General features: G+C 72.9%; 9 protein-coding genes, 4 tRNA genes and 1 other RNA gene. 6 read left to right on the forward strand and 8 right to left on the reverse strand.

What is annotated here, in order from left to right; all coding sequences use genetic code 11:
* Window positions 1-220: 220 nt before the first annotated feature.
* The 5 genes from AB0C73_RS29965 (at window position 221) to AB0C73_RS29985 (ending at window position 2,015) form a co-directional block, all read left to right on the forward strand.
* Window positions 221-586: an Lsr2 family protein gene (locus tag AB0C73_RS29965; RefSeq protein WP_362536259.1), complete on the forward strand. Its 366-nt coding sequence runs from the start codon at window positions 221-223 to the stop codon at window positions 584-586.
* A 91-nt stretch (window positions 587-677) separates the two neighbouring features.
* Window positions 678-749, forward strand: a tRNA-Gly gene (locus AB0C73_RS29970).
* Between the two features lie 83 nt (window positions 750-832).
* A tRNA-Gly gene (locus tag AB0C73_RS29975) sits at window positions 833-905 on the forward strand.
* Between the two features lie 202 nt (window positions 906-1,107).
* A complete protein-coding gene (locus AB0C73_RS29980; protein WP_362536261.1) occupies window positions 1,108-1,917 on the forward strand; it encodes a response regulator in 810 nt (269 codons plus the stop codon).
* Window positions 1,918-1,939: 22 nt separating this feature from the next.
* Window positions 1,940-2,015, forward strand: a tRNA-Gly gene (locus tag AB0C73_RS29985).
* Window positions 2,016-2,150: 135 nt separating this feature from the next.
* On the opposite strand, the gene AB0C73_RS29990 is transcribed toward AB0C73_RS29985, so the two are convergent.
* From AB0C73_RS29990 to ffs, 6 genes are all read right to left on the reverse strand, one after another.
* Window positions 2,151-3,062 carry a phosphoribosylaminoimidazolesuccinocarboxamide synthase gene (locus AB0C73_RS29990; protein WP_362536263.1) on the reverse strand — a complete coding sequence of 304 codons (912 nt, stop codon included), beginning with the start codon at window positions 3,060-3,062 and terminating at the stop codon, window positions 2,151-2,153.
* A 143-nt stretch (window positions 3,063-3,205) separates the two neighbouring features.
* The gene (locus AB0C73_RS29995) at window positions 3,206-4,684 is read right to left on the reverse strand and encodes a N,N-dimethylformamidase beta subunit family domain-containing protein (RefSeq protein ID WP_362536265.1); all 1,479 of its coding nucleotides are present in this window, start codon (window positions 4,682-4,684) and stop codon (window positions 3,206-3,208) included.
* Window positions 4,685-4,889: 205 nt separating this feature from the next.
* On the reverse strand, window positions 4,890-7,172 hold the full coding sequence (locus AB0C73_RS30000; RefSeq protein WP_362536267.1) for a hypothetical protein: 2,283 nt from the start codon (window positions 7,170-7,172) through the stop codon (window positions 4,890-4,892).
* Between the two features lie 326 nt (window positions 7,173-7,498).
* Window positions 7,499-8,749: a phosphoribosylamine--glycine ligase gene (purD, locus tag AB0C73_RS30005; RefSeq protein ID WP_362536269.1), complete on the reverse strand. Its 1,251-nt coding sequence runs from the start codon at window positions 8,747-8,749 to the stop codon at window positions 7,499-7,501.
* Window positions 8,750-8,810: 61 nt separating this feature from the next.
* Window positions 8,811-10,940 (reverse strand): DNA polymerase III subunit gamma and tau, encoded by a 2,130-nt coding sequence (locus AB0C73_RS30010; RefSeq protein WP_362536271.1) that lies wholly within the window; start codon window positions 10,938-10,940, stop codon window positions 8,811-8,813.
* Window positions 10,941-11,007: 67 nt separating this feature from the next.
* Window positions 11,008-11,106: signal recognition particle sRNA small type (gene ffs / locus AB0C73_RS30015), an RNA gene on the reverse strand.
* A gap of 130 nt (window positions 11,107-11,236) precedes the next feature.
* On the opposite strand from ffs, the gene AB0C73_RS30020 reads away from it, so the two are divergent.
* A tRNA-Ser gene (locus AB0C73_RS30020) sits at window positions 11,237-11,321 on the forward strand.
* A 65-nt stretch (window positions 11,322-11,386) separates the two neighbouring features.
* On the opposite strand, the gene AB0C73_RS30025 is transcribed toward AB0C73_RS30020, so the two are convergent.
* Entirely contained in the window at window positions 11,387-12,667 is a 1,281-nt protein-coding gene (locus tag AB0C73_RS30025; protein ID WP_362536273.1) for a tyrosine-type recombinase/integrase, read from the reverse strand.
* A gap of 10 nt (window positions 12,668-12,677) precedes the next feature.
* A complete protein-coding gene (locus tag AB0C73_RS30030; protein ID WP_362536275.1) occupies window positions 12,678-12,899 on the reverse strand; it encodes a helix-turn-helix domain-containing protein in 222 nt (73 codons plus the stop codon).
* Window positions 12,900-13,016: the final 117 nt, after the last annotated feature.

Raw genomic sequence — 13,016 nt, forward strand, 5'->3', positions numbered from 1 at the left:
GCTGGTGAATTCATGTGGAATATCGCCCGCCGGTCGTGACACGCGGAAACAATTGCCTGGGCTTCCCCATACGCGTCCCACCGCTGTACAAAGGGAATACAGCGAAGCGCAGGGGAACAAAGCATTGCCCCCCGGGGAGCCTCCGTATCGGCATCACCGCACGTCAGGGCGGCGAGCCTGCCGACGGGACACGGCGATCCGCAGGAAAGGACCGATATCCGTGGCACAGCGTGTGGTGGTCACTCTCTCCGACGACATCGACGGCGGAGAGGCGGCGGAAACGATCGCGTTCGGCCTGGACGGGAAGATGTACGAGATCGACCTGAATCCCGCCAATGCAAAGAAACTGCGCAAGGTCCTCGCCCCCTACCTCGCCGCCGGTCGCAAGATCACCGCGAAGCAGGGCGGCAGGGGCGGCCGGGGCGCGAAGCCCGCCGGGGCCGCCGCCCGGGGTGACTACACGCACACGGCGCTGGCCCCCGACCCGGCCGCGGTCCGCGCGTGGGCGCAGTCGAACAAGCTGGAGGTGCCGGCCCGCGGCCGGATCCCGAAGCGCATCTACGAGGCGTTCCAGGCGGCGAGCTGACCCGGATTTGCGCTCACCCCCCCATGATCCGCTAGAGTCTGGATCACGCCGAGGGGCGAGGCCGAAAAGCCAAGTCCCACAAGCAGAGCGTGCGGGTGTAGTTCAGTAGTAGAACAGCCCTCTTCCAGAGGGAAGCCGCAGTGTGCGATCCCTGTCACCCGCTCTCTGCACCATGGTTACCAGGCACTCCGGTGCATCAGGTAGAGTGGTGCACGCGCCGCCCGGTGAAAGCCAGGCGGAGGCAATGCGGACGTGGCTCAGTTGGTAGAGCATCACCTTGCCAAGGTGAGGGTCGCGAGTTCGAATCTCGTCGTCCGCTCAGGGAGCGAAGGCCCCGGTTCTCAGGAACCGGGGCCTTCGTCGTATTCACAGCCCACCCTGCCCGTTCGCCCTGCTCGGCACCAACGGCGCGGGAAGTTCCTCCACCGTCTGCACGACGTCATGGGCCGCCATCTGTCGGGGCTCGCTCTCGAGAGCGAGCCGGCCGGCCGGGATCAGCCCGGCGCGAGCGGCCCGCCACCGTGGAGTCACCCCTCGGCTGGGTGGTCCGGGAGGCCGCCACCAACGTGCTGCGGCACGGCGACGCCCGGCGGTGCGCGATCACCCTGCGGGCGACGGGCGGCGCGGTGGCCCTGACCGTGGAGAACGACGGCGCGGACGCCGAACGGGCGGGTGCCGGGTCCGGTCTGGCCGGGCTGCGCGAACGCCCCGAGCGGCCCGTCCACGTCCTGCTCGCCGACGACGAGCATCTGATCCGGGGCGCGCTCGCCGCCCTGCTCGGTCTGGAGGACGACCTGGTCGTCGTCGCCGAGGCGGCCTCCGGGCCCGAGGCGCTCGCGATGGCACGCGCCCACCGGGCCGACGTCGCCGTGCTCGATCTGCAGATGCCGGACACCGACGGTGTGATGGTCGCCACATCCATCCGGGACGAACTCCCGGACTGCCGCACCATGATCATGACCGGTCACGGGCGCCCCGGGCACCTCAAGCGGGCCCTCGCCGCCTGCGTCCGCGGCTTCGCGCCGAAGACCGTCAGCGCCCAGCGGCCGGCCGAGCCGATCCGTACCGTGCACGCCGGAAACCGCTATGTGGACCCGGAGTTGGCGGCCGACGCGATCGCCGCGATCGCCGCCGGGGACTCCCCGCTCACCCCGCGGGAGGCCGAGGTCCTCGAACTCGCCGCCGACGGAGCGCCGGTGGCGGAGATCGCCGAGCGCGCCGCGCTGTCCCCCGGAACCGTCCGCAACGACCGCTCCTCGGCCGCCGCGAAACTCGGTGCGGAGAACCGCCACACGGCAGTGCGTCTCACCCGGGCGAAAGGTTGGGTATAGTTAGCAGCGCGCTACGGCGCATGCGGACGTGGCTCAGTTGGTAGAGCATCACCTTGCCAAGGTGAGGGTCGCGAGTTCGAATCTCGTCGTCCGCTCCATAGAGAAGCCCCCGGTCGATCCGACCGGGGGCTTTCTCGTTGCCAGGCTCTGTCCGGCGGATCATGACCGTGCCGGGTGGCGCGGGCCCGGCCATGATCCGCCGGTCAGCTCTAGCTCTAGCTCTAGCTCTAGCTCTAGCTCCAGCTGGTGCCGGTCAGGAGCTCGTACGCCTCGATGTACTTGGCGCGGGTCTTCTCCACGACCTCCGCGGGGAGGGCCGGCGGCGGCTGCTCGCTCTTGCGGTCCCAGCCAGAGGCCGGCGAGGTCAGCCAGTTGCGCACGATCTGCTTGTCGTACGAGGGCTGGGCGCGGCCCGGCTGCCACTCGTCGGCCGGCCAGAAGCGCGAGGAGTCCGGGGTGAGGACCTCGTCGGCGAGGACCAGGCGCTCGCCCTCCGGGGTGGACTCGAAGCCGAACTCGAACTTCGTGTCGGCCAGGATGATCCCGCGCTCACGGGCGATGTCCTGGGCCCGGGAGTAGACGGCGAGGGTCGTGCTGCGAAGGAGCTCGGCGGTCTCGGCGCCGACCTGGCGGGCGACCTCCTCGAACGAGACGTTCTCGTCGTGGTCGCCGACGGCGGCCTTGGTCGCCGGGGTGAAGATCGGCGCGGGCAGCTCGGAGCCGTCGACCAGGCCCTCGGGCAGCGCGAGGCCGCAGACCGTGCGGGACTCGTCGTACTCGACCAGGCCGGAACCGGTGAGGTAGCCGCGGGCCACGCACTCGACCGGGACCATGTTCAGCGACTTGCAGACCAGCGTGCGGCCGGCCCAGTCGGCGGGCGCGCCGGCCGGGAGCTCGGTCGACAGGACGTGGTTGGGGACCAGGTCGGCGAGCTTGTCGAACCACCAGAGCGAGAGCTTGGTGAGGACGCGGCCCTTGTCCGGGATCTCGGTGGGGAGCACCCAGTCGTAGGCGGACAGGCGGTCGCTCGCCACCATCACGAGGTCGCCCGCCTCGTCGCGGTACAGGTCGCGGACCTTGCCCGTGTGGAGATGGGTCAGGCCCGGGACCTGGACGGGCTCGGGCTTTTCTACGAATCCGGACACGGTTCCTCCGCGTAGGTTGATCCAGGAGCAGGTCCGATTCTCTCGCACGTCGGGGTGGGTAACGCCGCCGGACGGTGTGAGCCCGCGCTCAGTCCGCACTCCCCGCGCGCTCCCCGCGTACTCCTTGCGTGCTCCTTGCGTGCTCAGTCCCGCTTGCAGATGCGGTCGAGGAGGTTCGCGGTGGCGCGCTGGATCCGGGCGTCCACATGGCCGGGCCGGTCGAGCGCCGGCGACCACGCGAAGGTGCCCGAGGCGAAGACCCAGGCGCCGGACGGGGCCCGGTAGAGGCTGGTCTCCTGGTGCCGGAGGACACCCTCCCCGTCCTCGTACGGCGAGTGGGCGAGCAGGATGCGGCCCTGGTGCTCGGGGAGCGGGGTGCGCGGGAAGTAACGGTCGGCCTCGCCCGCGACCAGGCCCGGGATCTCGTCGTTGTCGCCCGCGCCGGTGGCCTCCCAGAGCCAGTGCTCCGCGTTCCGTACGACCATCGGGTGGGGTTCCGGCACCCGGCCCGCGTACTGGATGCCCAGCAGTTGCTGCTCCGGCCGGTCGATCTCCCGCCAGAGCGCCGGGCGGCCGGGGCCGCGGCGCTTGCGGCAGGTGAGCAGCCGGTCGGGCGCGCCGGACGGCGACGGGGCCAGCTCGACCTGCCAGTACATGGTGTTGGCGGACAGGAAGACGAGGGAGGTGCCCTGGTCGCGGGCGAGCTCCACCGTGCGCCGCATCGGCACCGACCAGTACTCGTCGTGGCCCGGGAAGACCAGGCCCCGGTAGCGGCTCGGGTCCACCCGGCCCGCGTGCAGGTCGCGGGTCTCCGCGTACGCCAGGTCGTAGCCGTAGCGCTCGGCCCAGCGGATGAAGTCGTACGCGTGGCCCACGTGCAGCGGCAGGCCCGCGCCCGCGTACGGGCGGTCGAAGGAGACGGTCACCGCCGCCTCCTCCTCGCCGAGCAGCCGGCCCTCCTCGTCCCACGCGTGGTAGAGGCTGGCGCCGGTCCGGCCGTCCTCGGGATAGAGGTTGTACGCCTGCCAGGTCACGTCCGGCAGCACGAGCAGCAGGTCCGCCGGGTGCCCGTCGCGGACGGTGAAGGGGATGTGGGAGCGGTAGCCGCCGACGGTGGTGAGCACGGCGACGTACGCGCCGATCGACCAGTACGAGGGGATCTGGAGCCGCCAGGACTGCCACCAGTGGTGGCAGGAGACGGTGCGGTCGGCGGTCAGCGGGGCGGGCTGGACGATGCCGGAGAGCCGGGGGCTGGTGGTGATCTTGGCGGCGCCGTCGCCGCCGTAGTGCCCGATCCGGTAGATGTCGACCGAGAACTGCTGCGGCGGATCCACGGTGATGTGGAAGTCGATCGACTCGCCGGGCGCCACGGCGCCGTTGGACACGAAGCCCTTGATCTGGCCGTGCACGTCGTCGGCGGTGCGCGGGCCGCCGCCACCGCCGCCACCGCCGCCGCCACTCCCGGTCAGGGTCTCGTCCGCGTACCACGGCACCAGCTGGCCGGTGTCGTCGAAGTAGTTCTCGGAACCGCGCAGCCAGGGCAGCGGGCCCTGGCCGAAGGGGTCCGACACGGCGTGCGCGAGCGCGCCCGACTCCCACCGCCTGATCTGCTCCGCCCCCATGACGCGCCCCTCCCTCGACTCCCCGGTCGGTCCGGTGGTCCGGTCAGTGCCTCTGGTGTCTGCCTGCTGTTGGTGCCCGCTGATGGTGCCTCTGTCAGTGCCGGTCTCCAGCACATCACATAACGCACGCAGTCCGTCACCGTTCGTCGCGAATTGACGAGAGTGGAAGACAGCCCTCCGGGTCGTACCGCCCGGGCCTTACGGCTCAGAGCAGGCGTACGGGCTTCTCCGGGCGCACCCCGGTGCGGTGCAGCCAGGCCCGCAACGGCTCCGGGTCGCCGTCCTCGACCAGGCACAGCACCGCCGGCACCAGGTCCGTGCTCCGCTCGCCGCGCACGAGCAGCGCCGGACCGTCCAGCCAGTCCAGACCGGGCGCGGCGTCCGCCGTGTCGACGGCGGCGCAGCAGACCATCGCGGCGACATGATCGGCCAGCAGGTCCCGGCCGGTACGGGGCGGCTGGAGCGGAAACAACGGCAGCGGCCCGTCCGGCCCCTCCGCGGCCGGCACGACCGGCCGCATCCCCTCCTCACGCGCGGCCTGCGCGGTGAGCGCGGCGGCGAGCACGTCGGCGACCTCGGTCCCGGACGCGGTCTCGGAGTCCGGGCCGAGGTGGAGGTGGAGGTCGGAGGCGTCGGCCGCCTCGGCCGGGGACGCGGGCGCGGGGGTCCCGGAGCCCGGGCCCGGCTCAGCCGGAACTGCGTCCGGGCCCGGGACCGGGCCCGCGGTGCCGGACGCGGCGGGCGGGGTCTCGGGGCCGGCCTCGGCCAGAGCCGCCGGGATTGTTGGCCCCGCCGGGGACGCCGGTGCGGCAGGCGCGGGCGCCAGGGCCTCGGAGTCCACCTCAGCAGAGGCAGCCGCCTCGGGCGCGGGAGCAGCAGTTCCCGGGTCTGTACCGGCCGGACCGGCGCCCGGGCCCGCGGTGCCGGCCGCGCCGGGCACGGGCGCCGGGGCCTCGGGGCCGGCCTCGGCCAGGGCCGCCGGATCTGTTGGCCCCGCCGGGGAGGCTGGCGCGTCGGGCACGGGAGCAGCAGTTTCCGGGTCCGTACCGGCTGAAGCGACGTCCAGGCCCGGGACCGGGCCCGCGGTGCCGGGCGCGCCGGGCACGGGCGCCGGGGTCCCGGGGCGCGCCTCCGCCGAGGCCGCCGGGTCGACCGCCCCGGCCGGAGGCGTCGCGGCAGCCGGGGCCGCCGAGGTGTCCGTCCCCGCTCTGGGGGTCGTCAGGTGGTCCATCACCCACGCCAGGGTCGGCGCGTCCTGGGTCGACTGGGCCCCGGCGGGCCCGGGCGGGGTGGTGCTCGCTCCGAGGCGGTCCAGGACCTGGTGGAGGCGGGCCGCGTCGGCGCGCCACTTGCGGTCGACGACCTCCTCCGCGTAGGCGCTCCACTCCACCGGCGCCCAGTCAGGCCCCGGCTCGGCCGGGACGCCGTGGAAGAGGCGGGCGGCGAGCAGCGAGGTCGCCTCGTCGACCGCGCCCGGCTCCTCCAGGAGGTCACAGGCGGGCCGCTCGCCGAGCCGGGAGGCGAAGCCGTCGGCGAGGCGGTCGCGGCGGGACAGCTCGGTGAGCGCCGACACCACGCCCGCGTCCAGACGCGCGGGCCAGCGGCCCATCCGCCAGGCGGGCAGCGCGACCCGGGTGAGCAGCCGGTCCCAGCCCGCGTAGGCGAGGCCGACCTGCTCCTGGGCGACGATCCGCACCCCGTAGTCCACGGCCTGGGCCCGCTCGGAGCCGGCCGCGGCGACACCCCGCTCCATCTCGGCGGCGTGCCCGCGGCAGCCCGCCAGCATGATCCGGGCCAGTCGGCCCACGCCCTGCGCGCCGAGCCTGCGCACCGGGTCGAGGCGGGGGCTCCGGGGCACGGCGACGGCAGCGTCGAGCCCGCGCACGAAGCGGCGGGCGGCGGCTATGTCGGGGTGCGCCGCCGGACCCGTACCGGCGACGACCGGGGCGAGCACCGCGCGCAGCTCGGCGACCCGCATCCACCACAGGAACGGCGAGCCTATGACCAGGACGGGCGCCTCGCCGGTGCGCTGGGCGCCGTGCGCCCGGTGCGAGCGGTCCTCCAGCCAGCTGTCGCAGTCCGGCGTGAGGGCTATCGCGGAGGGCGCGGGCACGCCGAGCCGGTCGGCCAGGTCGCGCACCATCCGGTAGAGGTCGGGGGCCGCCTTCTCGGCGAGCTCCACCGTCGGTGTCACGGCGGGCCTGGAGCGGGCGACGACCAGGGCGACGGCCGCGGCGACGAGCAGCACGACGACGGCGAGCGCGGTCACCAGCCAGCGGGCGGTGTCCCAGCCGGGGCCGGTGAGATGGCCGGTGGCCCCGCCCGCGTACAGCACGACGGCGACGGCGGCGGGAAGCACCGCGAGGCCGAGCGCCCTGCCGCGCACGCGCAGCACCGCGAGGGCGCGGGCGCGGGCGGCGCGCGCGCCGAGCTCCTCGCCGGCCGCGCCGCCGGTCGTCGCGGAACCGGTACCGGTCACGCCGTACATCACCCCCTCCTGCCCTGATCGGGACTGCCCGTGGCGGTGTTGCTCACTCCCCCACTGTGGCACCCGCCACTGACATCGCAATGTCGGAGGGCCAAGTGCCGGAATGCCTTCGCCGCACCCTAGTTGGGGCTTCGGCGGGCGTCATCCGGATGGGCGAGCCGTCACTCGATGGAATGGCTTTGGGCAAAGGTGATGACGAGGGCGCGGCGGTGCGGTTGACTGCGCCGCCGCGCCCCGGGGCACTGCGAGAAGGCGGGACGGAGGCCCGATCAAGGCCGGATCAAGGCCGGATCAAGGCCGGATCAAGGCCGGATCAGGCCCCGGGATCAGCCCCGGGCGGCCTTCTCGGCGATGTCCGTACGGTGCTGGGACCCGTCAAGGCGGATACGGCCGACCGCCGCGTAGGCACGCTCGCGTGCCTCGGTCAGGTCCGAACCGGTGGCGGTGACCGAAAGCACCCGGCCGCCCGCGCTGACGACCGCGTCGCCGTCCTTCTTCGTACCGGCGTGCAGCACGTACGCGTGCGGCGCGTCCTGCTCCGCGACCTCGGCCAGACCCTCGATCGGGTCGCCGGTGCGCGGGGTGCCCGGGTAGTTGTGGGAGGCCACGACCACGGTCACGGCGGCCTCGTCGCGCCAGGCGAGCGGGGCCTGGTCGGCGAGGGTGCCGTTGGCGGAGTGCAGCAGTACGCCGGCCAGCGGGGTCCTGAGGCGGGCGAGCACGACCTGGGTCTCCGGGTCGCCGAAGCGCGCGTTGAACTCGATGACCCGTACCCCGCGGCTCGTGATCGCCAGACCCGCGTACAGCAGGCCGGAGAACGGGGTGCCGCGGCGGCGCAGCTCGTCGACGGTGGGCTGCAGAACGGTCTGCAGGACCTCGTCGACCAGCTTCGGGTCGGCCCACGGCAGCGGCGAGTAGGCGCCCATGCCGCCGGTGTTCGGGCCCTCGTCGCCGTCGAGCGCGCGCTTGAAGTCCTGCGCGGGCTGGAGCGGGAGGACGGTGGTGCCGTCGGTGATCGCGAAGAGGGAGACCTCGGGGCCGTCCAGGTACTCCTCGATGACCACGCGGTCGCAGGCGAGCGCGTGCGCCCGGGCCTGCTCGATGTCCTCGGTCACCACGACGCCCTTGCCGGCCGCGAGACCGTCGTCCTTGACGACGTACGGGGCGCCGAAGGCGTCGAGGGCCTCGTCGATCTCGGCGGGGGTGGTGCAGACGTAGCTGCGGGCGGTGGGGACGCCGGCGCCGGCCATGACGTCCTTGGCGAAGGCCTTGGAGCCTTCGAGCTGGGCCGCCTCCTGGGACGGGCCGAAGACGGGGATGCCGACGGCGCGCACGGCGTCGGCGACGCCCGCGACGAGCGGGGCCTCCGGGCCGACGACGACGAGCTCGGCACCGAGCTCGGTGGCGAGTGCGGCGACGGCGGCGCCGTCGAGCTGGTCGACGGCGTGCAGCTCGGCGACCTCGGCGATTCCGGCGTTGCCGGGCGCGCAGTGCAGAGCGGTGACGTCGGGATCGAGGGAGAGGGAGCGGCACAGGGCGTGTTCGCGGGCGCCGCCGCCGATGACGAGGACCTTCACGCCAGCCAGGGTAGCCCGCGGACGCCCGTGATCCTTGTGCGGGCCGCTGAGCGAGACGGCCCTACTCGTTCGTGTATTCCTCCAGGACGGTGGCCCCGAGCTCGCGCACGATCAGCTCGTGCCCGGACAGCGCCGAGTCCACGAGGTCCGGATCGTCCTCCTCCGGCACGTCGTCCTCGGGCGCGACGGGCACCGGAGCCGCATGGGCCGGTGCCGGCGCTTGTACGGGTGGTGCCGGGGCGGGGGCCGCGGCCCGCGGGGCGGCGGGGGCCTGCTGGGGCGCCGGGGCCTGCTGCATCGGCGGCGCCTGTACGGGAGCGGGGGCGGGCGCGGGGGCCTGCGGGCGCATCGGCGCGGACGGGCGGCCGCCGCCGAAGCCGCCGGCGGCGGGGGGCGGGTTGGCGCCGCCCGAGGGGTCGATGATCGCCTCGACCCGCCAGTGCACGTTGAACTGCTCGGCCAGGGCCGCCTTCAGGACGTCCTCGCTGCCGCTGCTCGCGAAGTTGTCCCGGGCGCCCGCGTTGAGAAAGCCGAGCTGGAGGGTGGTGCCGTCGAAGCCCGCGACCTGCGCGTTCTGCGAGAGCAGGATCCAGGTGAAGCGGCGGCGGTTCTTGACCGCCTCCAGGATCTGCGGCCACATGTTCCGCACCTGGGCGGCGCCGCCCGCCATGTCGCCGGACGGGGCGGACGGGGCGGACGGGGGAGCCTGCTGCGGGGCGGGGGCCTGGGCCTGCGGGACGGGCGCGGGGGCCGCCGGAGCGGCTCCCGGCCAGGCGCCGGGCGCCGAGCCGCCCCCGGGCCGGGCCGCGCCGGGCCAGGCCCCGGGCTGGGGCTGCTGCTGGGGCTGCTGCTGTACGGGGGCGGGGGCCGGGGGAGCCGGGGGAGCCGGCGGGGCCTGCGGGGCTTGCGGCATGGGCGTGGGGGCCTGCGGCACGGGCGCGGGCGGCGGGACATGCGCTTCCGCCGTCGGCACGTACCCCATCTGCGGCGCGGGCGAGGTGGTGGTGAAGACGGCGGCGGGCGGCGCCGCGGCGGCCCCGCGCTCCAGGCGGTCGAGGCGGGCCTGCATCGACCGCTCGTCGTCGAAGGCGGCGGGCAGCAGCACGCGCGCGCAGATCAGCTCCAGCTGGAGGCGCGGCGAGGTCGCGCCGCGCATCTCGGTGAGACCCGTGTTCACGAGATCGGCCGCTCTGCTGAGCTCGGCGGCGCCGAACACGGAGGCCTGCGCCTGCATCCGCTCGATGACATCGACGGGCGCGTCGACCAGGCCCTTCTCGGCGGCGTCCGGCACGGCGGCCAGGATCACCAGGTCGCGCAGCCGCTCCAGGAGGTCGGCCACGAACCGGCGCGGGTCGTTGCCGCCCTCGATCACCCGGTCCACGACCTCGAAGGCCGCGGCCCCGTCCCCGGCGGCGAACGCGTCCACCACCGAGTCGAGCAGCGAGCCGTCCGTATAACCGAGGAGCGAGGTCGCCATGGCATACGTCACACCGTCGTCGGCGGCGCCGGCGAGCAGCTGGTCCATCACCGACATCGAGTCACGCACCGACCCGGCACCGGCCCGGACCACCAGCGGAAGCACCCCGTCCTCGACGGGGATGCCCTCGTGGCCGCAGACCTCGCCCAGGTAGTCCCGCAGCGTGCCCGGGGGCACGAGCCGGAACGGGTAGTGGTGGGTGCGCGAGCGGATGGTCCCGATGACCTTCTCGGGCTCCGTCGTCGCGAAGATGAACTTGAGGTGCTCCGGCGGCTCCTCGACCACCTTCAGGAGGGCGTTGAAGCCCGCCGAGGTGACCATGTGGGCCTCGTCGATGATGTAGATCTTGTAGCGGCTGGACGCCGGCCCGAAGAACGCCTTCTCGCGCAGGTCACGGGCGTCGTCCACACCACCGTGCGAGGCCGCGTCGATCTCGATGACGTCGATCGACCCCGGCCCGTTGCGCGCGAGGTCCCGGCACGACTGGCACTCCCCGCACGGCGTGGGGGTGGGACCCTTCTCACAGTTCAGACAGCGCGCCAGGATGCGCGCGCTGGTCGTCTTGCCGCAGCCGCGCGGCCCGCTGAACAGGTACGCGTGATTGACCCGGTTGTTCCGCAGCGCCTGCTGCAGCGGGTCGGTGACATGCTCCTGCCCGATGACCTCGGCGAAGGACTCGGGACGGTAGCGGCGGTACAGCGCGAGAGACGACACGTATACGAGGTTATAGGCGCCCACCGACAACCCGGGAAAACCGAGCGTGGAACCGCACCGCCCCGGGAACGCAAGCGCCCCCCACGCACCCGCCAGAGCCGACCTACCCTTGCTGCCTTCCGGCCCTGGGGGAGTTCAGTCAGATAGCGCCACGTGAGGGGCTCCGCCCAGAGTACCCGATCCGAACCCCCACCCGTCCCCCCTCCCCTCCCCCTCCTCGACCTGCACCCTTCGGCCGCCCCCCCGCTCCGGATCACGTGCGCGAGCACCCCTTCCGGTCATGTAATGTTCTCCACGGAGGATTCGCCTAGAGGCCTAGGGCGCACGCTTGGAAAGCGTGTTGGGGGCAACCCCTCACGAGTTCGAATCTCGTATCCTCCGCAGCCGCCTGAACAGGCGAAACGAAGGGCCCCGCTGATCTTCAGCGGGGCCCTTCGTCGTTGTCCTCAGCCCTCGTTGTCCTGGTCTTTGTCCACAGAGGGCTTCGCCGAGGGTCCCCAGATGGCTTCGGCGATCTTCCGAGCGACGTCCTTCAGCATGGCGTCCGGCACGTGGAGGTACCGCGCCCGCATCCGCGAGGACGTGCCCGGCTCCCACCCCATGATCTGGTCGATGACGCGGTCCGGGACACCAAGCAGCATGAGCACGGTGGCGGCCGTGTGCCGGGCATCGTGCAGCCGCGCGTCACGCACGCCCGCGTCGCCCAACAGCTTCTTCCAGTCGTGGTAGTCCGTGTTCGGGCTCAGCGGACCACCCAGCGGCTTGGTGAACACGTAGTCCGAGGCGGTCCACAGATTCCCCGCTGTCTCCCGCTCAAGGGCCTGCGCCTCTCTGTGGGCTCGGAGCATCACGACCAACGGACCGGGCAGCGGGACCGCCCGGCGGCCGGCCCGCGACTTGGTGTTCTTGGTCTCCCGCCGCACCTGCTCCCGCTTCGGGCAGTAGCCGGCCTTCCGGCCGCACGGCGACGCGTCGGCACATCCGTGCGCGTACTTCGGCCGTAGGCGGTTCCGGCGCAGCTTCAGATACTCGTTGTCCAGGTCCACGTCGGACCATCGCAGACCGAGGGTCTCGCCCTGCCGCAGTCCGAGAGCAAGCGCGAGCATCCAGCGAGCGCTGTTGCGGCGATTGTTCACCGCGATCAGCAGGCTCTGCACCTCTTCGACGGAGTAGGGCTCGATCTCGTCTTCGTCGCCCTCCATCCGGGGAGGCTTGGCCAGGGCGGCGGCATTCTTGGCCGCGTAGCCGCGTCGGACAGCTTCCCCGATCGCGGTACGAGCGGTGCGGTGGGCCTGGTGAGCCGTGGCGGGCTTGCTGCCGTTCTTCTGCATCCGGCGGTAGAGGCTTTCCAAGTGCTCGGGCTCCAAGCGGTCCATGCGGTGCTTCCCGATGCCGGGAACGAGATGAACCCGCACTGCCACTTCGTAGCCGTCGTACGTGTTCTCGCTGACGACGTCCTTGGCGATGTTCTCGACCCAGTGGCACAGCCACTTCTCGACGGTCCACAGCTTTCCGGGCTGCTGCGCGGTTCCCTGGTCGCGCTGCTTCTCCAGCCGCTTGACCTCATCCTTCAGGGCGTCTTCCGTGGGCCGCGTGATGTGCCTGCGGTAGGGCTCTCCGTTGTCCTTGTAGCCCATGGGCACTCGGGCGTGCCAACGGCCGTCCTTGCCGAGGTAGATGGCCGTTTCGCCGTTCGCCCGGCGGGTGCGCTTCTTCTGTTCTGCCACGTTGATCCTCTTAGGCGGCCGGCCGATGGGCGCGGCGGAGCTGGGCGGCGAATTCGATGACGGCGTCGGCGGGGACGCGGCGGAGTCGGCCAAGCGGTACGGATTCCAGCTGACCGGTGCCGATGTACCGGTAGCAGAGGGTCCGGCCGATCTGGAGGCGGCGAGCGGCCTCTTCGACGGTGAGCAGGACGAGCGTGGGGTCAGCGGTCACTTCGGAAAGGGCCGCGTCCATGCGGTGCTCCTTCGACGTAGTGGGCGGGGCCTCTTCGGCCCCTTCCTGCCAGGTCCGCTACTTCCGCTACCTCCGCTACCGCCCTGGTCAGGAGCATGATCGAGGTAGCGGATAGGG

It is taken from the genome of Streptomyces sp. NPDC048623 (genome assembly GCF_040650755.1).
GTDB lineage: Bacteria > Actinomycetota > Actinomycetes > Streptomycetales > Streptomycetaceae > Streptomyces.